This is a genomic window from Neorhizobium vignae (assembly GCF_000732195.1).
GTDB lineage: Bacteria > Pseudomonadota > Alphaproteobacteria > Rhizobiales > Rhizobiaceae > Neorhizobium > Neorhizobium vignae.
Map to the genome: position 1 here is coordinate 485410 of NZ_JNNU01000002.1, position 20215 is coordinate 505624.

Annotated in this window: 27 protein-coding genes; 17 read left to right on the forward strand and 10 right to left on the reverse strand. The window is 62.8% G+C overall.

The genetic code is table 11. The annotated features are described in order from the left end of the window. Positions 1–22: 22 nt before the first annotated feature. Complete coding sequence (locus GQ59_RS02580; protein ID WP_037077071.1) at positions 23–940, forward strand: PhzF family phenazine biosynthesis protein; 918 nt, start codon at positions 23–25, stop codon at positions 938–940. Here GQ59_RS02580 and GQ59_RS32630 read toward each other — a convergent pair. Continuing rightward, complete coding sequence (locus tag GQ59_RS32630) at positions 937–1104, reverse strand: hypothetical protein (protein ID WP_167336289.1); 168 nt, start codon at positions 1102–1104, stop codon at positions 937–939. The genes GQ59_RS02580 and GQ59_RS32630 overlap by 4 nt on opposite strands. Positions 1105–1292: 188 nt before the next feature. Between GQ59_RS32630 and GQ59_RS02585 the strand changes: the two genes are divergently transcribed. The 3 genes from GQ59_RS02585 (at position 1293) to rcdA (ending at position 3758) form a co-directional block, all read left to right on the forward strand. After that, complete coding sequence (locus tag GQ59_RS02585) at positions 1293–2591, forward strand: MFS transporter (RefSeq protein WP_051903746.1); 1299 nt, start codon at positions 1293–1295, stop codon at positions 2589–2591. After that, positions 2588–2779, forward strand: a complete 192-nt coding sequence (locus GQ59_RS02590) for a DUF1192 domain-containing protein (RefSeq protein ID WP_037077072.1) — start codon at positions 2588–2590, stop codon at positions 2777–2779. Before GQ59_RS02585 ends, GQ59_RS02590 begins: the two co-directional genes overlap by 4 nt. A gap of 466 nt (positions 2780–3245) precedes the next feature. Continuing rightward, positions 3246–3758: a protease adaptor protein RcdA gene (gene rcdA / locus GQ59_RS02595; RefSeq protein ID WP_037077074.1), complete on the forward strand. Its 513-nt coding sequence runs from the start codon at positions 3246–3248 to the stop codon at positions 3756–3758. A 50-nt stretch (positions 3759–3808) separates the two neighbouring features. Here rcdA and GQ59_RS02600 read toward each other — a convergent pair whose 3' ends face one another. Together GQ59_RS02600 and rpmE are read right to left on the reverse strand one after the other, a co-directional pair. Further along, on the reverse strand, positions 3809–4315 hold the full coding sequence (locus GQ59_RS02600) for a P-loop NTPase family protein (protein WP_037077076.1): 507 nt from the start codon (positions 4313–4315) through the stop codon (positions 3809–3811). 105 nt (positions 4316–4420) lie between these two features. Then, on the reverse strand, positions 4421–4642 hold the full coding sequence (rpmE, locus tag GQ59_RS02605; protein ID WP_037077078.1) for a 50S ribosomal protein L31: 222 nt from the start codon (positions 4640–4642) through the stop codon (positions 4421–4423). Between the two features lie 188 nt (positions 4643–4830). Between rpmE and GQ59_RS02610 the strand changes: the two genes are divergently transcribed. Together GQ59_RS02610 and GQ59_RS02615 are read left to right on the forward strand one after the other, a co-directional pair. Continuing rightward, on the forward strand, positions 4831–6627 hold the full coding sequence (locus GQ59_RS02610) for an ABC transporter transmembrane domain-containing protein (RefSeq protein ID WP_037077081.1): 1797 nt from the start codon (positions 4831–4833) through the stop codon (positions 6625–6627). Between the two features lie 120 nt (positions 6628–6747). Further along, entirely contained in the window at positions 6748–8031 is a 1284-nt protein-coding gene (locus tag GQ59_RS02615; RefSeq protein ID WP_037077083.1) for a glucoamylase family protein, read from the forward strand. On the opposite strand, the gene GQ59_RS02620 is transcribed toward GQ59_RS02615, so the two are convergent. The 4 genes from GQ59_RS02620 to GQ59_RS02635 form a co-directional block, all read right to left on the reverse strand. Continuing rightward, positions 8015–8233, reverse strand: coding sequence for a hypothetical protein (locus GQ59_RS02620; RefSeq protein WP_037077085.1), 219 nt, complete (start codon positions 8231–8233; stop codon positions 8015–8017). The genes GQ59_RS02615 and GQ59_RS02620 overlap by 17 nt on opposite strands. Before the next feature lie 25 nt (positions 8234–8258). Then, complete coding sequence (locus GQ59_RS02625) at positions 8259–9290, reverse strand: peptidoglycan -binding protein (protein ID WP_037077087.1); 1032 nt, start codon at positions 9288–9290, stop codon at positions 8259–8261. A 3-nt stretch (positions 9291–9293) separates the two neighbouring features. Further along, positions 9294–10346: a hypothetical protein gene (locus GQ59_RS02630; protein WP_037077089.1), complete on the reverse strand. Its 1053-nt coding sequence runs from the start codon at positions 10344–10346 to the stop codon at positions 9294–9296. A 135-nt stretch (positions 10347–10481) separates the two neighbouring features. Continuing rightward, entirely contained in the window at positions 10482–11282 is an 801-nt protein-coding gene (locus tag GQ59_RS02635; protein ID WP_037077091.1) for an inositol monophosphatase family protein, read from the reverse strand. 53 nt (positions 11283–11335) lie between these two features. Here GQ59_RS02635 and GQ59_RS32290 point away from each other — a divergent pair, with 53 nt between their 5' ends. Beyond that, a complete protein-coding gene (locus GQ59_RS32290) occupies positions 11336–11473 on the forward strand; it encodes a hypothetical protein (protein WP_156376341.1) in 138 nt (45 codons plus the stop codon). Continuing rightward, positions 11470–11805: an SdpI family protein gene (locus GQ59_RS02640; RefSeq protein ID WP_037077093.1), complete on the forward strand. Its 336-nt coding sequence runs from the start codon at positions 11470–11472 to the stop codon at positions 11803–11805. The genes GQ59_RS32290 and GQ59_RS02640 overlap by 4 nt, the downstream gene beginning before the upstream one ends. Positions 11806–11901: 96 nt before the next feature. On the opposite strand, the gene GQ59_RS02645 is transcribed toward GQ59_RS02640, so the two are convergent. Beyond that, positions 11902–13047: a tetratricopeptide repeat protein gene (locus GQ59_RS02645; RefSeq protein ID WP_152564221.1), complete on the reverse strand. Its 1146-nt coding sequence runs from the start codon at positions 13045–13047 to the stop codon at positions 11902–11904. Continuing rightward, complete coding sequence (locus GQ59_RS02650) at positions 13047–13700, reverse strand: thiamine phosphate synthase (protein ID WP_037077095.1); 654 nt, start codon at positions 13698–13700, stop codon at positions 13047–13049. The genes GQ59_RS02645 and GQ59_RS02650 overlap by 1 nt, the downstream gene beginning before the upstream one ends. Positions 13701–13818: 118 nt before the next feature. On the opposite strand from GQ59_RS02650, the gene GQ59_RS02655 reads away from it, so the two are divergent. Both GQ59_RS02655 and GQ59_RS02660 read left to right on the forward strand, forming a co-directional pair. Continuing rightward, entirely contained in the window at positions 13819–14589 is a 771-nt protein-coding gene (locus tag GQ59_RS02655; RefSeq protein WP_037077097.1) for a sulfite exporter TauE/SafE family protein, read from the forward strand. A 114-nt stretch (positions 14590–14703) separates the two neighbouring features. After that, entirely contained in the window at positions 14704–14964 is a 261-nt protein-coding gene (locus GQ59_RS02660; protein WP_037077099.1) for an ArsR/SmtB family transcription factor, read from the forward strand. Positions 14965–15114: 150 nt separating this feature from the next. Here the strand turns inward: GQ59_RS02660 and GQ59_RS30875 are convergent, their stop codons facing one another. Next, a complete protein-coding gene (locus GQ59_RS30875; protein ID WP_037077101.1) occupies positions 15115–15291 on the reverse strand; it encodes a YdcH family protein in 177 nt (58 codons plus the stop codon). Positions 15292–15522: 231 nt separating this feature from the next. Between GQ59_RS30875 and GQ59_RS02670 the strand changes: the two genes are divergently transcribed. The 7 genes from GQ59_RS02670 to GQ59_RS02700 all read left to right on the forward strand — a co-directional run bounded on the left by GQ59_RS02670 (position 15523) and on the right by GQ59_RS02700 (position 20157). After that, on the forward strand, positions 15523–15726 hold the full coding sequence (locus GQ59_RS02670) for a YdcH family protein (protein ID WP_037077103.1): 204 nt from the start codon (positions 15523–15525) through the stop codon (positions 15724–15726). A gap of 10 nt (positions 15727–15736) precedes the next feature. Further along, a complete protein-coding gene (gene purE / locus GQ59_RS02675; protein ID WP_007757842.1) occupies positions 15737–16234 on the forward strand; it encodes a 5-(carboxyamino)imidazole ribonucleotide mutase in 498 nt (165 codons plus the stop codon). After that, positions 16231–17310, forward strand: coding sequence for a 5-(carboxyamino)imidazole ribonucleotide synthase (locus GQ59_RS02680; RefSeq protein WP_037077105.1), 1080 nt, complete (start codon positions 16231–16233; stop codon positions 17308–17310). The genes purE and GQ59_RS02680 overlap by 4 nt, the downstream gene beginning before the upstream one ends. A gap of 124 nt (positions 17311–17434) precedes the next feature. Then, positions 17435–17560 (forward strand): type B 50S ribosomal protein L36, encoded by a 126-nt coding sequence (gene ykgO / locus GQ59_RS02685; RefSeq protein ID WP_003497670.1) that lies wholly within the window; start codon positions 17435–17437, stop codon positions 17558–17560. Between the two features lie 99 nt (positions 17561–17659). Further along, entirely contained in the window at positions 17660–18280 is a 621-nt protein-coding gene (locus GQ59_RS02690) for a hypothetical protein (protein WP_037077107.1), read from the forward strand. A gap of 20 nt (positions 18281–18300) precedes the next feature. Further along, positions 18301–19341, forward strand: a complete 1041-nt coding sequence (locus GQ59_RS02695) for an alpha/beta fold hydrolase (RefSeq protein WP_037077109.1) — start codon at positions 18301–18303, stop codon at positions 19339–19341. Positions 19342–19416: 75 nt separating this feature from the next. Beyond that, positions 19417–20157, forward strand: coding sequence for a hypothetical protein (locus GQ59_RS02700; RefSeq protein WP_037077111.1), 741 nt, complete (start codon positions 19417–19419; stop codon positions 20155–20157). The last annotated feature ends 58 nt before the right edge of the window (positions 20158–20215 follow it).

The following is a 20215-nucleotide window of genomic DNA, read 5'->3' on the forward strand; positions in this document are numbered from 1 at the left end:
ATCGCATCCGGAGAGTTTCGCCATGCCGACCGCTGATTTCGTCACCGTCGATGTCTTTACGACCGAACGTTTCGCCGGCAACCCGCTCGCCGTGGTGCCGGATGCGCGCGGGCTCACCGACCGGCAGATGCAGAAGATCGCCATCGAATTCGGTTATGCCGAAAGCACCTTCGTCCTGCCGCCGGAAAACCCTGAAAACAGCGCGCGGGTACGCATCTTTACCCCGACAATGGAAATTCCCTTTGCCGGCCACCCCAATGTCGGCACCGCCTACGTGCTCGGTCAGCAGCGCGAACTGTTCGGCAAGCCGCTCGCCGATACGCTCCGATTCGAGGAGATCGCCGGTCTGGTGGAGATCAAGCTGCTGCGGGAGGCAGCCGGTGTGATCGGCGCGACGATCCGCGCTCCGAGACCGCTGGAGACCGGGGTCGAGATCGAACCGGGGCTCATCGCCGGCTGCGTTTCGATCGACGAGAAACACATCCGCACCACCACCCACAAGCCGGTCTTCGCCTCGGTGGGCCTCGCCTTCGCGATCACCGAACTCGATGGCCTCGAGGCACTTGCCGCCGCCCGGCCGAACATCACGGTCTTCCACGAGGCAGCCGCAAAACATACCGGTCCCGAAGGTGACTTCCCCATCTTCCTTTATGTCCGTAGCCCGGAAAATCCGTTCGCCATCCGCGCCCGCATGTTCGCGCCGCTCGACGGCATCATGGAGGATCCGGCGACCGGCAGCGCCTCAGCCGCCCTCTCCGCCTTCCTGGTAACGCGTGCGCCGGAGAAGGACGCCCGGGTGCATGTGACGATCGAACAGGGGGTCGAGATGGGCCGCCGCAGCATCATCGAGCTCGATGTGGCCAAGACGGCCGGCACAGTTACCGACGTCACCATTACCGGCCGCTGCGTGCCCGTCATGCGGGGCTCGATCGACGTCTAGAGAGTGGTGAATTCGCGCAGGATCAGCGCGGCGCTCCAGACCGCGAAGGTGACGATCGCCAGCTTCCAGAAATCGCCCCGGCGCCTCAAGCCCGGAAGGTTGAGCGGCTTGATGATCTGCACCAGCATGGCGAAGATCAGAAGGACCGCGATTGTCTTCGTCATTTGGTCTTGCCGATCTTATCCGCCATAGGCTGGACATTTTTGCGCTCCACCACAGATAGATGTGGAGGGGATTCGGGGAATAGGTAATCCGCTTCGCTTTCGTTAACGCCCGGTTCATCAGCATGCAACAAGCTTGCCTGCGGAGCCGTGATTGATCGCATTCACGCAAAGAGCTGACAGTAGCAAAGATGAGACGAAACCTCCTTCCAATCCTCGCCCTCCTTTGCGGTACGCTTCTCCTCTTCCTCGGCAATGGCCTGCAGAGCCTGCTTCTGCCGGTGCGGGGCGCTCAGGAAGGTTATTCGAACGAAGTGCTCGGCCTGCTCGGCACCACATGGGCATCCGGCTTCGTCATCGGCTGCTTCGTGGCGCCCAACGTGGTGCGCCGCATCGGCCATGTCCGCGCCTTTTCCGGCTTCCTGTCGCTGATATGCCTGAACGTGCTGCTGACCGGGCTGATGGTCGACCAGAATACCTGGCTGGTGCTGCGCGCCATCACCGGCTTCTGCACCGCCGGGACATCGATGATCATCGAAAGCTGGCTGAACGAACGCGCCACCAGCGAAAGCCGCGGAACGATCTTTTCCTTCTACATCTCGATCACCCTTTTCGGTGTCGTGGGCGGCCAGCTGATGGTGCCGTTCGCGGATATCGCGACGCCGACGCTGTTCATGATCTGCGGCATCCTCTACAGCCTCGCCGCACTGCCGACGACGCTGTCCAAGGCGGCCTCGCCGCAGCCCCTGAAGCGCGCCCGCCTCGATCTGCGCGGCCTTTTCCGCAACTCGCCCATCTCCTGCATCGGCATCCTGCTGATCGGCGTCGCCAACGGCGCCTACGGCACGCTCGGCGCGGTCTTCGGCACGCGCGCCGGGCTTGACCAGGGCGCGGTGGCGGCGATGGTCAGTATCACGCTCTTCGCGGGCGCCATCATGCAGTTTCCAGCGGGTCGGCTGTCCGACCGCATGGACCGCCGCCACGTGCTTGCCGGCCTTTCGGCCGCAGCGGCCCTCGCGGGCCTGGCGATTGTCGCAACCCGACCCTCCGGCACCTACGAGATCGTCGTGCTGGTGGCGATCTACGGCGCTGCCGCCAACGCGCTCTATCCGATCGCCGTCGCCCATGCCAACGACTTCGCGGCCCCCGAGGACTTCGTCAAGGTCTCCGGCGGCCTGCTTCTGCTCTACGGCATCGGCACGATCATCGGTCCGACGCTCGGCGGCCCGGTCATGACCTGGGCCGGTCCGCATGCGCTGTTTGCGGTGACGACCGGGGCGCATCTTCTGGTGGCCGCCTATGCTATCATCCGCAGCCGCCAGCGGGCGCCGGTTCCGATCGCCGACCGCGACGCCTATACGACCGCGGCGGCTTCGACCTCGCCGCTTGCCACGCCCGAGAGCCTGTCGCTCGACCCGCGCGCCAAGACCGGCGGCTCGACGCCGGACAATGCAAGGCCGGAAACCAGTGCCGGAAAGGAGGCATCATGAGTTTCATCGACGATGACCGACCGAAGAAACCCACCACCCACGAACTCGGCAGCGACCTCTCCATGCTGTCCGTGGACGAGCTCGAATCGCGAATCGACCTGCTGAGGCAGGAGATCCTCCGGTTGGAAGCCGAGAAGGAGGCAAAGGCCGCAGGTCGGCGCGCAGCCGACAGTCTGTTCCGTTCCTGAACGTCGGGCTCCCTCAGGGAATTTAAGTATTTCCCCTTAGCTTTAAGAGTATATTAATCATCATCTGAGAATATGGAGACGTTCAGGCTTCCTGGACTCAGACAGTTTCACCATTCGGCGAATGGTCTGATTTCTCCCTGTTTTACCTTGAGAGCCGCGTTTCCGCGGCTCTTCTTTTTTGGAGCGACGCCGGCCCGGACCAGGCTCTACGCCTTTGACTCCGCCCTGGCACCAGTTTCAGCCGGCTTTCATACAGAAACAAACTGTTGTATTGGACGCCAAAATGCGTCTCATTTCAGGAACATGGTCGTTGTTTACCACTTCCTGTGGGTATTAACCTTTCCTTAAGAAACGCCTTGCGGATTTCCATTATAAGTATCATCTTCAGGTCAGTCAGAACGGCATGGGAACTTTTATCCGCCGTTGTCATTGCCTGAATGTGATTGCGTTGAGCAGGATGATTTCGATGTCCGAACAGGGATTGAATACCGTAAGTTTTGCAGGCCGTGCCGCTGCGTCTTCGCAGTTCAAGGCGCTCTACTCCGAAGGTATGTCGCTGGTCGAGGAGACCGCGAGCTATCTCGACGGTACGGGCCGTGCGGCTTCGAAGGTTCTGCCGCGCATGGCATCGGTTCTCTATGCGGCCGAGTCCATGCGGCTGACCACCCGCCTCATGCAGATGGCCTCCTGGCTGCTTCTGCAGCGCGCCGTCAACAATGGCGAGATGAGCCGCGAACAGGTCATGTCGGAAAAGAGCAAGGTTCGCCTCGACGGCTTCAACGTCGACCGCAATGCTCCGGGCTGGCTCGATCTGCCGGAAGGTTTCCGCGATCTCGTCGAGCGTTCGCTGCGCCTCCAGAACCGCGTCGCCATTCTGGACCGCGAAATCTACCGTCCGGCCGACCCGGCAGTTCTGCCGGACAACGAAAACAGCGTTCGCGCCCAGCTCAACCTGCTGCGCACCGCCTTCGGCAACTGATCTGACGCTCTGCCTAATTACAGCCGGTGCACATTTTGTGCCGGCTTTTTTCACGACCGCAGAAAGTTCTCCGCATACGCGGTAATCTCGTCCCTGTTCGTCAGTCGCGCCTTCTGACCTGAGAAGCTTTCATAAAGCTTCAGGTGAGCGTCGAACGAATTCCAGTTGTTCTTTCGAACTCTGTATTCCGAAACCCATTTGACCAGCCCGTCGAATGACTCCTGGCTCTCGCCGCCCTGAATGCCGCGGCGCATGATATTCGCCACGCATTCCTCCTCGCTCAGAACGAGCCAGATCAGCGTCGTTGTCCTCGGCAGGGCGATGCCGACGTAGAGGCCGTAGACGCCTTCGATCAGCCAGGCCTCACCCGCTGCTATCGTCCGGACATCCTCGTGCACGACCGCCCTGTCGCGCGCAATCCCGTAGCGACCCGGCTCCCAATGCACGTCGTCAAGGTGAACGAGCGGCAAGCCAAGCGGCTCTGCCAGCCGCCGCGCCAGCCAGGTTTTGCCGGAACCGCCATTCCCCATGATCACGATCCGCCGGAACGTGGTCATACTATCGGATTGCTCTTTCAAGGGCTCCTCCCCTGTCAAAAACACCGCAAACGAAAAAAGCCCGGCTCGCGCCAGGCTCTCTTATTTCGTCCGCCAAGAAGCGTATTAGAGGCCGAGGCCGCCGAAACGCTTGTTGAACTTGGAAACGCGGCCGCCACGGTCCAGCATCTGCTGGTTCCCGCCCGTCCAGGCCGGATGGGAATTGGGGTCGATTTCCAGGTTCATGGTCGCGCCTTCCGAACCCCAGGTCGAGCGGGTTTCGTATTCGGTGCCGTCGGTCATGACCACTTTGATCACGTGGTAGTCGGGATGGATGCCAGCCTTCATGTCGATATTCCTGCGCTTGCGAGGTCCATTTGTCGCAATTGCGAGCGAGAGGCCTCTTTAATAAATGAAGCCGCAGACCGGTCTGGTCACGGCTTCCCAATTCGATGCGGAGCCTATACAGGAAGGTCGCCGGAAGTACAAGTACCCGTAAGGCCGAGAATTGAGCCTTTCGAGCCTATGGAGATGACGTGGCAGACGCCCGAGAAAACCAGCCGAGAGGCAAAGCCCTGAGACCGCTCGCAAGGCTCCTTCCCTACCTTGCCCGTTATCGTTCGATGGTCGCCGCGGCAATCGTTTTCCTCGTGCTCGCCGCAGCAACCACGCTTGCTCTGCCGCTTGCGGTCCGCCGCATGGTCGACCACGGTTTTGCCTCTTCCGACGGCCATTTCATCAACAACTATTTCGGCATGCTTCTGGCGCTGGCCTCCTTGCTCGCCGTCGCCAGCGCCATGCGCTACTATTATGTCATCACGATCGGCGAACGGGTCGTCGCCGACCTGCGCCGCGAGGTGTTTTCCCATGTCACGTCGCTGTCGCCGTCCTTTTTCGACGTCAACCAGTCTGGCGAGATCGTCTCGCGGCTGACCGCCGACACGGTCCAGATCAAGTCTGCCTTCGGCTCCTCCGCCTCCCAGGCGCTGCGCAACACCATCCTCTGTCTCGGCGCGATGGGCATGATGATCTACACGAGCCCGCGGCTCTCCTTGCTGGTGCTCGGCGCGATCCCGCTGATCGTCTTTCCGCTGGTCGGTTTCGGCCGTTCGGTCAGAAAGCGTTCGCGCGCCGCCCAGGATACGCTTGCCCAGACATCGGCCTTCGCCTCCGAGGTGATCGGCGCCACCCGCACTGTCCAGGCCTTTGGCGGCGAGACGACCGCAAACGGCCGGTATGGCAGCACCGTGGAAAGCGCCTATGACGCCGCCCGCACCGCGATCAAGGCCCGCGCGCTGCTGACCGGTTTCGGAATTCTCCTCGTTTTCGGCAGCATTGTCGGCGTACTCTGGTATGGTGCCCAGAGCGTTCTGGCCGGCACCATGACCGCCGGCACGCTCGGCCAGTTCGTGCTCTATTCGGTGATCGCCGCAAGCTCGCTCGGCCAGCTATCGGAAGTCTGGGGCGAGCTTTCCTCAGCCGGCGGGGCCGCCGAACGGCTGACCGAGCTGCTGCACGAAGTCCCGGCCATTCGCGACGCGGAAAATCCGGTCGCGCTTCCCTCCCCGCCGCGTGGCGAGGTCGAGTTCGAAAAGGTCTCCTTCGCCTATCCGGCCCGCGTCAGCGCCATCACGCTGAATTCGCTCTCCTTCAAGGTGAGATCAGGGGAAACGGTGGCGATCGTCGGTCCCTCCGGCGCCGGCAAGAGCACGATATTCTCGCTGCTGCTGCGCTTCTACGATCCTTCGGCCGGGTCGGTGAGGCTCGACGGCCTTGACCTGCGCCAGGCCCGGCTCGCCGAACTGCGTTCCCGCCTTGCCATCGTACCCCAGGACGTGACCATCTTCGCCGCCTCCATCCATGACAACATCGCCTTCAGCGCTCCGGATGCCAGCCGTGAAGCTGTCCGTGCCGCGGCCATCGCAGCCCAGGCCGACGAGTTCATCTCCAAACTGGACAACGGCTATGACACCATGGCCGGCGAGCGGGGCATTACCCTCTCCGGCGGCCAGCGCCAGCGCATCGCCATCGCCCGCGCGATTCTCAAGGATGCCCCGGTCCTGCTGCTCGACGAGGCGACCTCAGCGCTCGATGCGGAGAGCGAAACACTGGTCCAGAAGGCGCTCGACGGGCTGATGAGGAACCGCACCACGCTGGTCATCGCCCATCGCCTGGCGACGGTTCTGAAAGCCGACCGCATCCTCGTTCTGGAGGACGGCAGGATCGTCGAGGAAGGCACCCACCAGAGCCTGATCGCCGAAGGCGGCCTCTACGCCAAGCTTGCCCGCCTGCAGTTCCACGACATCGAACGGCAGACCGCGACCGCGCTCTGATCATTCACGCCAACGTGTTCCACCCTGTCCGGGCTGGAAAGTGAACCGGGCACGCGGAGTGCCTACCTATTGCAGAAACGTTAGTATCGCAGATACGATTGCCGCCAGAAGCTTGAGGTCATGAATTTCAGTCAACTGCCGCCCAGCCTGTCCCTCGACGATTGCCTGGACAAGATACAATCCCGAACCTTCCGGTTCTTCTGGGATGGCGCCCATCCCGAATCGGGCCTGCCGTTCGACAAGTGCTTCGTCTCGGGCGCCCCTTCCCCCAATATCGTATCCGTCAGCGGCGTCGGCTTTGGGGTCCTTGCCATCATCGTCGCCTGCGAACACCAATGGATCACCCGTTCGCAGGCACTGGCACGGATATCCACCATCATCGACCGTCTGAGGCACTCACCAACCTTCCACGGGGCATTCGCGCATTTCATCGACGGCTCGACCAGCGACGTCATCCGCTTCTCCGGACGTGACGACGGCGGCGACCTCGTTGAAACGGCGCTGCTGATGCAGGGCCTGATCTGCGCGCGGGAATATTTCGCCGGCGAGACCGCTCGGGAAGAGAAATTGCGGGCGGACATCACCCGACTGTTCGACGAGGTGGAATGGGACTGGTTCACCCGCGGCAAGGATGACGCTCTCTACTGGCACTGGAGCCCGAACTACGACTGGGCCATGAACCTGCCGATCCGCGGCTGGAACGAGGCATTGTCCTGCTACGTCCTGGCGGCCGGTTCCGGCACCCATCCGATCAAGCCGGAAAGCTACCATGCGGGCTGGGCGCGGTCGGGCGCCATGCTGAACGGCGAGACCTATCTCGGAACGGCGCTTCCGCTTGGCGAGCCCTATGGCGGCCCGCTTTTCATCTCGCATTATTCCTTCTGTGTGCTGGATCCGCGGGGCCTGAGCGACCGCTATTGCAGCAACTATCAGGACCAGGCCGTGGCGCATACGCGCATCAACCACGACTATTGCATGAGCGTGCCCGATTATGCGGATGCCGGCGTCTGGGGCCTCAGCGCATCCGACGGACCGCAGGGTTACGGCGCCCATTCGCCGACATTCGATCGCGGCGTCATCGCCCCGACCGCCGCCCTGTCGAGCTTCCCCTTCCTGCCCGCCGAGGCAGAAAGCGCCATGCGCGCATTGCTTCAGTATGGCGATGGCAAGCTGCTCGGCGCATTCGGCTTCGTCGACGCGTTCGTCCCGAAGACTGACTGGGTGGCCGGCACATATCTCGCGATCGACCAGGGCCCGATCATCGCGATGATCGAAAATTATCGATCCGGCCTGCTCTGGCGCCTGTTCATGAACGCGCCCGAGGTTCGTCGCGGCCTGGAGCGGCTGGGCTTCACGTCGGCCACCTATTCCATCTCGACAGAGCCACCTAATCCGGGCGCCTGAACGTCCACTTCACCACATAGTCGCCGTTGCGTTTGATCTTGGTCTTGGTGCGCACCTCGACCGGCCCGCCGAGAGCGGCTTCGGCCTCTTCGAAGGCCTGGCGCGCCTCGGCAATCGCCTTGTGATAGGCGCTGTTATCGCGTTTGGGGCTTTCGGCGACCGCTTTCATCACGGCGCTCATATCCGGCTTGTTTTCGGCCATCCCTTAAGTTTTCCCCGTCGCCGGATTATCGCTCGGTGAGCTTCAGCTCGATGCGGCGGTTCTGGGAGCGGGCGTCCGGCGTATCGCCTTGGGCGAGCGGCTGGAATTCCCCGAAGCCGGCGGCGACGAGGCGATTGGCCGGCACGCCCCTGGAAATCAGATACTTGACCACCGAGGTGGCACGGGCCGAGGAGAGCTCCCAGTTGTCGCGGTAGCGGCCGGAACCGGTAAGCGGCGAGTTGTCCGTATGCCCGTCGACGCGCAGCACCCAGTTGATTTCGGCCGGGATTTCCTTGGCGAGATCGAGAAGAGCCGCCGCAAGCTTGTCCATCTCCACCCGGCCGGCCGGGTCGAGTTCGTTGCCGCCGACCGGAAAGAGCACTTCCGACTGGAAGACGAAGCGGTCGCCGACGATGCGGATGTTCTCGCGGTCGGAGAGGATCTCCCGCAGCCGGCCGAAGAAGTCGGAGCGGTAACGGTTCAACTCCTGGACACGCTGCGCCAGCGCGACGTTGAGGCGCCGGCCGAGATCGGAGATCTGCGCCTGAGATGACGCATCCTTGGCTTCCGAAGCCTGCAGCGCCTGTTCGATGGCCGCGATCTGGGCCCGCAGCGCGGAGATCTGCTGGTTGAGCAGTTCCACCTGGCTTGCGGCGCGGGCGCTCAGTTGCTGTTCCTGATTGAGCTGGTTGGTGAGGTCGCCGATGCGGGCATTGGCGGCGCTGCTGCTGCCGGAGCCCTGGCTCAGAAGCTGCTGCAGGCGCGAGCGGTCGGCCTCGGCCGTGGCAAGCGACGACTGCAGGTTGGCAAGCTGATCCTCGACGTCCTGGGTATTGCCCTTTTCGAGCGCCAGCAGTTCCGTCAGTTCGGCGATCTGGCTGTTCAGCCGGTTCAGCACCTCGTCACGCCCGGTGATTTCGCGGCTGAGCAGGAATTGCGCCAGCACGAAGACGGTGAGCAGGAACATGATGGCAAGCAGCAGCGTGGAAAGCGCATCCACGAAACCCGGCCAATAGTCGACGCCCCGCTCGCGACGGCGGCTCTTGCCAAGCGCCATCGTTTACTTCCCCCCGATCTTGTCGGAAAGCCGGTCGAGCGTGCGGCGCAGGGCCTTTGATTCCTCCTGCTGCGCCTCGATCCAGTCGCGCAGCATCTGCTGTTCGTTGCGCATGTTCTTGACCAGGCCCTGGATGCCTTCGGCAAGATTCGCCATCGCCGACAGCGACCGTTCGTTCTGATGAGCGTCGACCGGGCCCTTGGTCTGGGCGGAGGCGAGCGCGCGCAGCTGTTCCGTCAGCGCCCTCAAATCCTCCGAGGAACCGCTCGCAAGCGTTTCGGCGACCGCAGGCGGCATGTCCGATCCAAGGTCGGTCACCGACGACAACCAGTTTTCAAGTTCCGTATAGAAGCGGTTCTGGGCGCGGCCCGCCTGCAGGTCTAGGAAGCCCAGGATCAGCGAACCTGAAAGGCCGAGCAGCGAAGACGAGAACGCCGTGCCCATGCCGGCGAGCGGCTGGGCAAGACCGCTCTTGATGGCGGCGAGCACGTCGTTCGAACTGCCGGAATTCGGATCGAGCGCCCCGATGACGTTGCTGATCGAGCCGATGGTTTCGATAAGTCCCCAGAACGTGCCGAGCAGGCCGAGGAAGACGAGGAGGCCGATCAGATAGCGCGACGTGTCGCGTGATTCGTCCAGGCGCGTGCCGATCGTATCAAGGATAGAGCGGAAGGCATTGGTCGACAGCGCCATCCTGCGGCGGCTGCCGATCAGGGTGCGCATCGGCGCCAGAAGACGCGGTTCACGGCCGACCTTGTCAGCGTTACCGGCGGCGCGGAAGGAATTGAACCAGCGCACTTCCGGCATCAGGGCGATCACCTGGTTGAAAACCAGGATCACGCCGATCAGCAGAACGCCGAGAATGAGGCCGTTCAGGCCGGGATTGGTCTGGAAGGCGTGGGCAGCCTGGCGGTAGAGGATGGAAGCGACGAAACCGACGATGATCAGGAAGATCAGCATCGTCCATAAGAATGATGCCGGATTGGACAGTTTGTAGGCATAACCGCCGCGGCCCGTTTCAGACGCGTCCAAATCGTCCACTGTCGCATTCGCCATAATATGCTTCACCTCCGGTAGTCTGCCGCGCCGGAGGCTAGTTGAAAATTGCGACGAATTGAAGTGCAGAAGCTTAGGAAAACAGTCAGCTATTCACTACTGGAGCTCTAAGCCGGGCGGTGGCGCAAAAATGCCTCAGCGGGTCGGAACGGGTCGGTTGACGACCTCGACCAGCGCCTTCTGGATAAGTTCGTTGCCGGCCACGACATTGCCGCTGCCGAAGATATCGGTGGCGCCCTTCATGTCGGAGACGAACCCGCCCGCCTCGCGGATGAGGATCAGGCCAGCGGCCATGTCCCAGGGAGAAAGATCGGTTTCCCAGAAGCCGTCGAGACGGCCGGCAGCCACATAGGCAAGGTCGAGGGCGGCCGCGCCGAACCGGCGCATGCCGGCCACTTCGCCCATCACGTGGCGCAGTTCGACGAGGAACTTGCCGTGATTGCCGCGGCCGAGATGCGGCATGCCGCAGCCGATCACGCAGTCGGACAGCACCCGGCGGGCAGCGACGCGGATGCGGCGGTCGTTCATGAAGGCGCCGCCGCCCTTTTCGGCGGTGAACAGCTCGTCGGTCGCAGGATTGAACACGACGCCGGCAACCACTTCCCCGTTGCGCTCGAGCGCGATGGAGACTGCGAACTGCGGAATGCCGTGCAGGAAGTTGGTGGTGCCGTCGAGCGGATCGACGATCCAGCGATGCGCGCCGTCGGTGCCCTTCAGCTCCTCACTCTCCTCGCCGAGGAAACCGTAGGTCGGACGCGATTTCAGCAGCTCGTCGCGGACGATCTTTTCTGCCTTCAGATCCGCCTGGGACACGAAATCGCTGGGGCCTTTCACCGAAACCTGCAGGTTCTGCACCTCGCCGAAATCTCTGGAAAGCGACTTGCCTGCCTTGAGGGCAGCCTGAACCATGACGTTGAGAAGGGCAGAGCGGGCCATGCGGGAAATCCTTGGGGTTGTCCCGACTTGTCGTCTGGACGGGACGGCGTTTTATGAGCGATTTTGTGATTGGCGGCTTCAAGACCATAAAACAGCGCGAAATTCAAGCCGTCCGCCGGAATGCGGGTATTGCTGCCGCCGACCGCGTCTGTAAAATTGGTGCTCGACGGCTCCGGAGGAATGCAGAATGAAGGCCACGCTGCCGCTGACCTTGAGCCTGGCGCTGCTCACCACCATGATCGCGGCGTCGCTCGCCGCATGGCTCATGATAATGCCGGGCACCGAACTCGCGGTGCATTTCGGCCTCGACGGCAGGCCCGACCGCTATGCGCCAGCGCCTTTTGCGCTATCGATCATCCCCGTCGCAGCGCTCCTTTCGACCTGGATATTTGCGCTCGCCCCGCGCTTCGACCGCAAGGCTGTTGATAAGCCGGTCCTCTATACGGCCCTTTGGATCTTCGTCATTACCGCGCTGGCGGGAGGCCACGCACTGATCGTCGGTCACGCATTGTCGGGAAACTGATCGAGCGCGGTTGTCGATCCTCGCGTCAAGCCATGGGAAGGACGAGGAGATTGTCCACCGCATCCGGGCGCTTCGCTTTGGCTCGGCCGTCGCGCCTCACCCACGCCGGAACTTGTTCGCCGCCTCGATCGCGCGGCGCTGCTGATCTTCGTTGATCCCGAGATAGAAATCCTCGAGCTCCGGGTCCTGAAGGCCGGCCCGGCGCGACAGCACGTACCACTTCGCCGCTTCGACCGGATCAGGCCGAGTGCCGAGCGCGTTGACATAGAGATGCGCGAGCTTGTTCTGGGCGACGACATTGCCGCGATGGGCGGCGATCCGCAGCCACTCGAAACCCTTTTCGTAATCGCGGTCTCCCGCCACGCCGTTGACCAGCCAGAGGCCCATGTCGAGCTGCGCGGTGTCGAAACCGGCCGTTGCGGCGCGCTCCAGCCATTCGCGGGCCCGCGCCTTCTTTTCAGCCGGAAGGTCCTTCAGCGTCACATAGACCTGCGCCACCGCATATTGGCTGTCGGCGACGCCCTGCCTTGCGGATTTTTCGTAGAAGGGCAGCGCCCGATGCAGGCCCTTGTCGCCCGGATTTTCGGAAACCAGGATCTGCGCCCAGTTGAATTGCGCCGAAGCATTGCCGGCTTCGGCGGCCTTGCGCATCAGATCGTCGGCTTTTGACTTGTCGCGGGGAACATCGCGCCCGGTCATCAACAGCAGCGCATATTGGAACATGGCCGCCGGGTCCCCGCCTTCCGCCCCCTTCTGATACCAATATGCCGCCGTCTTCGCATCCCGCTTGATGCCAAGCCCCTTGGTCATCATTTCCGCGACCAGCGTCTGGGCCGCCGCATCGCCGGCCCCGGCGCGGGTCAACGCCTTGTCGAGCGCCGTCACATACATTCCGCGCTGGTAGGCTCCATAGGCATCGTCCACGGTACCGGTATAAGCTTTTTCAGGCGGCGCGGGCGGCAGGGCTGCCCCCATCCGCTGGTAGAGTTCGACGCCGCCCGAGGGAACGATCCCGCTCGGCTGGCCATCTGGCTCTCTGGTTCCCTGCGCAGAACCGGGAACCGGCTGGATCTCGACCCGCCCCTTTTTCATCGGCTGGAAATTGGGCTCCAGCGGCCGGGTCACGGCCCTGGAGTTCGCCTGCGCCAGCGCAAGGCAGGGCATTGCCGCCGAAGCGATGAGCGTCGCCAGCAGCCCTTTCAGAATCACGCGGGAAAGGCGGTTCGACGGCATGGGCTCCATCAAGCCTCAAACCGTGGCGCTTTTTCGTCCAGAATTGCGTTGACTTCGGCGACGGCGGCGCCTGGGCTCCGGGGGTTGGAAAATACCGCCTCCCTGAGTGCCACGAATTCCGCGCCGGTCTCCGCGACGGCAAGCGCCGAGGACGTATCGGTGCCGCCCATGACGATGCAGGGAATCTCGATCATCGATGCCCACCATTCAGCAAGCGCCAGGTTCTTCGGATGCGCTTCGGGCTTGATGTCGCCGTCGAGCTTGCCGAAGAAGATATAGTCGGGGCGATGTTCGCCGATCGCCAGCGCCTGATGCCGGTCGGCCGCCCCGCCGGTGCCGACGATCATCTTCGGCACGAATTTCTCGATCGCCTCCCCCAGCTCGGTGAGGTCTCCGCCAAGATGCAGGCCATCCGCCTTGATGCGCCCGGCCACCCGGCTGTCCCCACAGATCAGCGCCGCAGCACCCGCCGCCTGGATCAGATCGACCAGCGCTTCCGCACGCTTCTGGAACGCCTGGTCGTCGAGCCCGTATTGCGGCACGATCACCGACGCAACGTCGCCCCCGGCAAGCGCTGCTTCGAGATCCTTGGCCTGCTGATCGGCATCGTCATATTGCGGCACGATCAGCACGAGGCGGCAGCGGTCTTCCTGTCCGGTCATGTTTCTTCCCGTTCGGCGGATATCGGCTTGTGAAAATCCGCACTCGTTTTCTGTCCGCAAATTCGATAGACCGGACGGCCTGCCGGATCAACCATTCCCTCATCGCCCCCGAGTCTTCATGCCCGATACGCTTAGCCTCGCGTTCTTCACCTTCGCCATCCCCGCCGTTCTGCTTGTCGGCCTCTCGAAAGGAGGCATCGGCGGCGCAATCGGGCTACTCGGCGTGCCGCTGATGTCGCTCGCTGTCGATCCGGTCAAGGCGGCGGCGATCTTCCTGCCGATCCTGATCGTCATGGATATCGTCGCGTTATGGTCCTGGCGGAACTTCAACGACCGCAAGACGCTGCTGATGATCCTGCCCGGCGGCATCATCGGCATCGCGCTCGGCTGGGCGACTTCGGCCTATGTCTCCGACAATGCGCTGCGCCTCGTCATCGCCGTGGCGACGCTCCTGTTTACCGTGCGTTACTTCTGGCAGGTATACAGCCCCCGATCCAACCAGCCGAGGGCTCCCCTGCCGCACCGCCCGGGCGCCGCCACCTTCTGGGGCGCCTTGTCCGGTTACGCGAGCTTCGTCGCCCATGCCGGCGGGCCGCCGTTCCAGATCTACGTCCTGCCGATACGGCTCGATCCGAAAGCCTATACCGGCGCCAGCATCCGCTTCTTCGCGATCGTCAATGCGGTCAAGGTCATCCCCTACTTCTTCCTCGGCGCACTCGACGCGGAGAACCTCACCATCTCCGCAACCCTTCTGCCCGTGGCCCTGATTGCGACCATGATCGGCGCGGCCGTCGTCAAGCATCTGAAGGCGGAGACCTTCTATCCGATGACTTACGGTCTGGCATTCTGCGCGGGATTGAAACTGTTGTGGGACGGCCTGCCGTTCTGACCCGGCAAAGCAAACGCGGAGCAGCTAAAAAAGCAGCGCAAAATAAGGCGAGCAACATTATTGCGATGCACAATAAATCTTGCCGTTACCGAGCGTTTACCGTAAGTTCAACGCATGACAAGCGTTGACCCCTTTGCAGCCATAGCTGATCCCAACCGGCGGTATCTGCTGGAGGAATTGCGGCGCGCCCCGAAAACCGTGAACGAACTTGCGCAAGGACTGCCGATCAGCAGGCCTGCGGTGTCGCAGCATTTGAAGGCTCTTCTGGATAACAATCTGGTGAATGTGACGGCGGAAGGCACGCGGCGCATCTATTCCGTCAACAGCAAGGGCTTCGACAGGCTGAACCTGTGGCTGGATCAGTTCTGGTCGTGACGACCGGTTTTTAAACCGTGGGAATTTTGGCTCCCTTCCACGACCAGAACCTTGTCATTGTTATTTCTGGATTATTGGTTTGCCGCTTTTATTATTCGCCTCTGACTGATGAAAAAACCGGGCGAGCGGCGGGGTTCTCCTACTGAGGAACTAATGACGCGTAGATGCCTTTAGGCGCTGCATTTGGTCCTTGATGCGCAGCTTGCGCCGCTTGAGTTCGGCTATTTCACGGTCGTCGGCGGAGGGGGACGCTAGAACGGTCTGGAGCTCCTCCTCCAAAGCACCGTGCTTCTTTTCAAGCGATGCGATATGAGCCTGGACGGTCATGTGGCATGTTCCTTCCTTAGTCACCTACCACGGCATTCCCTAATGCCGAGGCTTCAGGTTTACGAAGGAAGTGTGACACGATCGGCCGGCTTTGTCGAAGGTGAAATCATGGTTTCAAGTGGGCAAATTCGTGACCTTGTCTAACTTCCCGTTAACGCGGTTTGGTGGTAGAGGCTTGCGGAGAATGCCGGCGACCGCTGAAATGCCGGGCGTGAGAATGGGGACTGGAATATGGCAGATCAGGAACAGGCGGATGTCCGGCTGGTGCTTGCGAAACTTCGACAGGAACACGAGGATTACGACGCCGCCATTAACGCCATGATCCAGGTCGGCTGCGACGCTCTTCGCGTGCAGCGCATGAAGAAGAAGAAACTGTCGCTGAAAGACAAGATGACTCAGCTCGAAGACCAGATTGTTCCGGACATCATCGCGTAAGGGTCCCGCCATGTCTGAAAGACCTGCCGTCGCCATCATCATGGGCAGCCAGTCCGACTGGGAGACCATGAAGAACGCCGCCGACACGCTGGAGGCGCTCGATATCGGCTACGAAGCCCGTATCATATCGGCGCATCGCACGCCGGAGCGGATGATGCAGTTCGCCAAGGGCGCCCGTGCCGAAGGTTTCCAGGTCATCATCGCCGGCGCCGGCGGTGCGGCCCACCTGCCCGGCATGACTGCCGCCATGACCCCGCTTCCGGTTTTCGGCGTGCCGGTTCAATCGAAGGCGCTGTCCGGCCAGGACAGCCTGCTGTCGATCGTCCAGATGCCGGCCGGCATTCCGGTCGGCACGCTTGCGATCGGCCGGGCCGGCGCCATCAACGCCGCGCTGCTGGCAGCCGCGGTTCTCGCCCTCAACGACGACGAAATCGCCGACCGGCTCGACGAATGGCGCGCCCGACAGAGTGCGGCCGTTGCCGACTATCCAATCGACGAGGCTCCATGACTGTCCACACGATCGGCATTATCGGCGGCGGCCAGCTCGGCCGCATGCTGGCCATGGCCGCAGCCCGGCTGAATTTTCGGACGATCGTGCTCGAACCGCAGGCCGACTGCCCGGCAGCCCAGGTCGCCAACGCCCAGATCACCGCCGCCTACGACGATCCGGCAGCGCTTGCCGAACTCGCCAGCCGCTGCGAGGTCGTCACCTACGAATTCGAGAACGTGCCGGTCACTGCTGCCGAGGCGCTGCAGCGCTCGGTGCCGGTCTATCCGCCGGCCAAGGCGCTCGATGTGTCGCAGGACCGGCTGACCGAAAAGCGCTTCCTGAATTCCTGCGGCATCGACACCGCCCGATTCCATGCCGTCGACAGCCAGTCCGACCTCGAAACGGCACTCGCAGATTTCGGCGGCCAGGGCGTCCTGAAGACCCGCCGGATGGGTTATGACGGCAAGGGCCAGCGCGTCTTCCGCTCCGCCGACGACAAACCCGCCGGCGCCTATGATGCGCTCGGCGGCGTGCCGCTGATTCTCGAAAGCTTCGTGCCCTTCGAGCGTGAAGTGTCGATCATCGCCGCCCGCGCCAGGGACGGCACGGTCGCCTGCTACGATCCGGCCGAGAACGTCCACCGCAACGGCATTCTCCACACATCCACCCTGCCCGCGAGGATCTCTAAGGCGACGGCGAAGACCGCCCGCGAATCGGCCGAGAAGCTGCTCGCCGCGCTCGATTATGTCGGCGTCATCGGCATGGAGTTCTTCGTGATGGCGGATGGCACGCTGATCGCCAACGAAATCGCCCCGCGCGTCCACAATTCCGGCCACTGGACGGAGGCCGCCTGCGTCATCTCTCAGTTCGAACAGCATATCCGCGCTGTCGCAGGGCTTACTCTCGGCAACCCGCACCGCCATTCCGACTGCGTGATGACCAACCTGATCGGCGACGATATTCTGGACGTGCCGGCCTGGCTTCTGAGGAAAGACGTCCTCGTCCACCTCTATGGCAAGACGGAATCCCGACCGGGCCGGAAAATGGGCCATGTGACCGAATTGAACGGCCTGAAAACGCCGTCACAAGGTTGACACGCAGATTGCCTCGGGTTATCTGCACGCCCAACTGAGAGCGTGCCCCCTCGAAGAATCTTGGCGGCGCGCTTTTGATTGATAGACATGCGGCTTCGAGCCCACAGACTGCTGGACCAGGAAAATGAAGATCAAGAACTCGCTTAAGGCGCTGAAGGCTCGTCACCGCGATAACCGTCTGGTTCGCCGCAAGGGCCGCGTTTACATCATCAACAAGCAGAACCCGCGCTTCAAGGCTCGTCAGGGCTGATACAGGCAATCGGCTTCGGCCTCGACCGCAGCCGATCAAATTGTCGATAACACGACAAATCGGGTTTGACCTTCAGCGCAGGCGGATTACCTTATCCGCATGCGCTATTTTCGTTTCAGCACCCTGATTCTCGCCGCGAGCCTCGCCGCTTCGTCCGCTCACGCCCAGACAGCGACGCCCAAGCCGCCCGCAGCCCCCCCTGCCGCCGCCCCGGTCATTCCGGCTGTCGCCCAGAAACCGGGCAAGCCCGTGGATCCGTTGTTCGACGCCCTGAAGCGCGAACGCAATCCGGAAAAGGCACGCGGCATCGCCAGCCAGATCATCGCCGACCTCAACGACTCGGGCAGCGCCACCGTCAACCTGCTGATGCAGTGGTCTGCGACCGCCATCAAGGAAAAGCGCAACGCCGCGGCGCTCGATTTCCTGGACCAGGTGACCGTGCTCGATCCCGCCTTTGCCGAAGGCTGGAACCGTCGCGCCACGCTGCATTACACGATGGGCAATCCGCGCAAATCCATGGCCGACATCGCCGAAGTGCTGAAGCGCGAGCCGCGCCATTTCGGAGCCCTGGCCGGCATGGCCGGCATCCTCAGCGAAGCCGGCAAGGACGATCTGGCGCTGAAGGCATGGCAGGACTATCTCGCCGTCTACCCCGCCGACCGCGACGCTCAGGAAGCCGTCACCAAGCTTTCCGAGAAGCTCGCCGGCAACCGGACCTGAAGCCCTACGGCAGCCCATCCATGATGATCTTGCCCCTTGCCATCGCCGGCATTGTTGCCGCCGCGTTTTGCTTCACCGCCTGGAAGGCGAAGGCGATCGAGACCGAATTTCCGAATACCGGCGAACTGATCGACGTTGGCGGCTTTTCCTTGAATTCGCTGCATGTGCCGAAGCCTGCCGGCGCCGATCTCCCGGCGATCGTCTTCATTCATGGGGCGAGCGGCAATTTACGCGATCAGGAGGCGGCCTTCCGCAAGGCGCTCGAAGGCCGCGCCGAAATGCTCTTCGTCGACCGGCCGGGCCACGGGTATTCCGAGCGCGGCGGCCCTGAAAACGATTTCCCGGACGGCCAGGCGGCGGCGATCGCAAGGTTGATGGAAAAGCGCGGCATCGACAAGGCGATCATATCAGGCCATTCCTTCGGCGGCGCGATTGCCGCGAGCTTCGGCCTCTACCATCCGGAGAAGACCGCCGGTCTGCTGTTTCTGGCGCCAGCCACCCATCCCTGGCCCGGTCGGATCGACTGGTACTACAATCTCACCGCCCGCCCGGTCATCGGCCGGCTGTTCAGCCATCTTCTCGCCCTGCCGGCCGGCCTCATGGTGATGAAGGCCGCCACGCGCTCGGTCTTCCATCCCAACCCCTGTCCCGAGACCTATCTTCGCGACGGCGCGCCATATCTGGTCCTGCGCCCGAACGTGTTTCGCAGCAACGCCATCGACGTCGCCAACCTCAACGGCTACGTGACGCGCGTCGCGCCGCGATATACGGAGATTGCTGCGCCGACGGTGATCATCACCGGCGACAGCGATGCGATCGTCGCGGAAGAAATCCATTCGCGCGGCCTTGCCCGCGATATCGCCGGGTCCGAACTCGTCTCCATCCGCAATCTCGGCCACAAGCCGGATTATCTGGCGATCGATGTGGCGATTGCGGCAATCGAAAAACTCGCCGGCCTCCCCCGCGACCTGAAGGCCGCCGCCCACATCGCGGAAGCGCGCATCGCGCCGGCCGCGGAAGACTCGGCTCCCGAGATGGATCTCTCGATCGAGAAAACCTGAGCCTTGCTCGGACGACGCCAGCCCGAAGCAAGCTGACCGTCCCAACCTCCGGCCACACGGAATCGGAGAGACGAGATGCAGATCGGCAGCATTGGCAGTAACCACCCGGCTCGGCCTGCGAAGCAGGACGGAGCGTCGGCCTCGACGGATGCTGCAACAGCCGCGTCGTCCGGTCCATCCGGCCCCAAGGATGAGCCCTACGATCGCCTCGTCCATGGCCTGACCTCGCTGAAGAAGGCGAGCGACGAGGCGGACGAACAGGCAAAGGCCCGCGCCAAGCAGAAGCTCGATGACGCCAAGCAGCAGCTCGAGTTCATGCGCCGCTGGGGGTTGGATCCGCAAGTGATCGCCAGGCAGGCGGCCCAGCTCGGCGTCGTCGTTGCCGGCGCTGCCCGCGAATTCACCGAGGCGCTGACCGGGAGCGGCAGCGGCGCCATGCCCTCCGCCAACGCCCCGCTCAGTGCAGCGACGTCGGATCCGATCCTGAATGCCGGCGAACAGGCCGCAGCCGCCGATAGCGCCGCTGACGAGCCGACAGAGGATGACAAGCCGGTCTCCTATGCCGAGCAAGCCTATCTCGACGAAATGGACGAGACGCCGCTGGAGGCGCCAAAACTGTCGCTGGACGACATCAGGACGGCGGTGGAATTCAGCACCGTCGCCCGCCAGATCAAGGCACTTCTGGAAGAGGCGGCCCGCAGGCTGCGCGAGCAGAACAACACCGCCACCGTACCCGGCACCCAGAGCCTCGACGCTTCGGTGAACACGCTGACCGGCACGGTCTCCGCCATGCCGACAGTCAGCATCACCGTCTGACGGCCCATCATCGAAACTGCGCACAACAAAAAACCGCCGGATCGCTCCGGCGGTTTTC

What these genes read in the sequence shown, in the direction of transcription:
- GQ59_RS02580 (WP_037077071.1), top strand. Translation starts at nt 23, where the DNA reads ATGCCGACCGCTGATTTCGTCACCGTCGATGTCTTTACGACCGAACGT.
- ykgO (WP_003497670.1), top strand. Translation starts at nt 17,435, where the DNA reads ATGAAGATCAAGAACTCGCTTAAGGCGCTGAAGGCTCGTCACCGCGAT.
- GQ59_RS02650 (WP_037077095.1), bottom strand. Translation starts at nt 13,700, where the DNA reads ATGACCGGACAGGAAGACCGCTGCCGCCTCGTGCTGATCGTGCCGCAA.
- GQ59_RS02645 (WP_152564221.1), bottom strand. Translation starts at nt 13,047, where the DNA reads ATGGAGCCCATGCCGTCGAACCGCCTTTCCCGCGTGATTCTGAAAGGG.
- purE (WP_007757842.1), top strand. Translation starts at nt 15,737, where the DNA reads ATGTCTGAAAGACCTGCCGTCGCCATCATCATGGGCAGCCAGTCCGAC.
- rpmE (WP_037077078.1), bottom strand. Translation starts at nt 4,642, where the DNA reads ATGAAGGCTGGCATCCATCCCGACTACCACGTGATCAAAGTGGTCATG.
- GQ59_RS32290 (WP_156376341.1), top strand. Translation starts at nt 11,336, where the DNA reads ATGAGCGATTTTGTGATTGGCGGCTTCAAGACCATAAAACAGCGCGAA.
- GQ59_RS30875 (WP_037077101.1), bottom strand. Translation starts at nt 15,291, where the DNA reads ATGACCGTCCAGGCTCATATCGCATCGCTTGAAAAGAAGCACGGTGCT.
- GQ59_RS02620 (WP_037077085.1), bottom strand. Translation starts at nt 8,233, where the DNA reads ATGGCCGAAAACAAGCCGGATATGAGCGCCGTGATGAAAGCGGTCGCC.
- GQ59_RS02660 (WP_037077099.1), top strand. Translation starts at nt 14,704, where the DNA reads ATGACAAGCGTTGACCCCTTTGCAGCCATAGCTGATCCCAACCGGCGG.
- GQ59_RS02590 (WP_037077072.1), top strand. Translation starts at nt 2,588, where the DNA reads ATGAGTTTCATCGACGATGACCGACCGAAGAAACCCACCACCCACGAA.
- rcdA (WP_037077074.1), top strand. Translation starts at nt 3,246, where the DNA reads ATGTCCGAACAGGGATTGAATACCGTAAGTTTTGCAGGCCGTGCCGCT.
- GQ59_RS02625 (WP_037077087.1), bottom strand. Translation starts at nt 9,290, where the DNA reads ATGGCGCTTGGCAAGAGCCGCCGTCGCGAGCGGGGCGTCGACTATTGG.
- GQ59_RS02700 (WP_037077111.1), top strand. Translation starts at nt 19,417, where the DNA reads ATGCAGATCGGCAGCATTGGCAGTAACCACCCGGCTCGGCCTGCGAAG.
- GQ59_RS02635 (WP_037077091.1), bottom strand. Translation starts at nt 11,282, where the DNA reads ATGGCCCGCTCTGCCCTTCTCAACGTCATGGTTCAGGCTGCCCTCAAG.
- GQ59_RS02615 (WP_037077083.1), top strand. Translation starts at nt 6,748, where the DNA reads ATGAATTTCAGTCAACTGCCGCCCAGCCTGTCCCTCGACGATTGCCTG.
- GQ59_RS02695 (WP_037077109.1), top strand. Translation starts at nt 18,301, where the DNA reads ATGATGATCTTGCCCCTTGCCATCGCCGGCATTGTTGCCGCCGCGTTT.
- GQ59_RS02655 (WP_037077097.1), top strand. Translation starts at nt 13,819, where the DNA reads ATGCCCGATACGCTTAGCCTCGCGTTCTTCACCTTCGCCATCCCCGCC.
- GQ59_RS02630 (WP_037077089.1), bottom strand. Translation starts at nt 10,346, where the DNA reads ATGGCGAATGCGACAGTGGACGATTTGGACGCGTCTGAAACGGGCCGC.
- GQ59_RS02600 (WP_037077076.1), bottom strand. Translation starts at nt 4,315, where the DNA reads ATGACCACGTTCCGGCGGATCGTGATCATGGGGAATGGCGGTTCCGGC.
- GQ59_RS02690 (WP_037077107.1), top strand. Translation starts at nt 17,660, where the DNA reads ATGCGCTATTTTCGTTTCAGCACCCTGATTCTCGCCGCGAGCCTCGCC.
- GQ59_RS02585 (WP_051903746.1), top strand. Translation starts at nt 1,293, where the DNA reads ATGAGACGAAACCTCCTTCCAATCCTCGCCCTCCTTTGCGGTACGCTT.
- GQ59_RS02680 (WP_037077105.1), top strand. Translation starts at nt 16,231, where the DNA reads ATGACTGTCCACACGATCGGCATTATCGGCGGCGGCCAGCTCGGCCGC.
- GQ59_RS32630 (WP_167336289.1), bottom strand. Translation starts at nt 1,104, where the DNA reads ATGACGAAGACAATCGCGGTCCTTCTGATCTTCGCCATGCTGGTGCAG.
- GQ59_RS02640 (WP_037077093.1), top strand. Translation starts at nt 11,470, where the DNA reads ATGAAGGCCACGCTGCCGCTGACCTTGAGCCTGGCGCTGCTCACCACC.
- GQ59_RS02670 (WP_037077103.1), top strand. Translation starts at nt 15,523, where the DNA reads ATGGCAGATCAGGAACAGGCGGATGTCCGGCTGGTGCTTGCGAAACTT.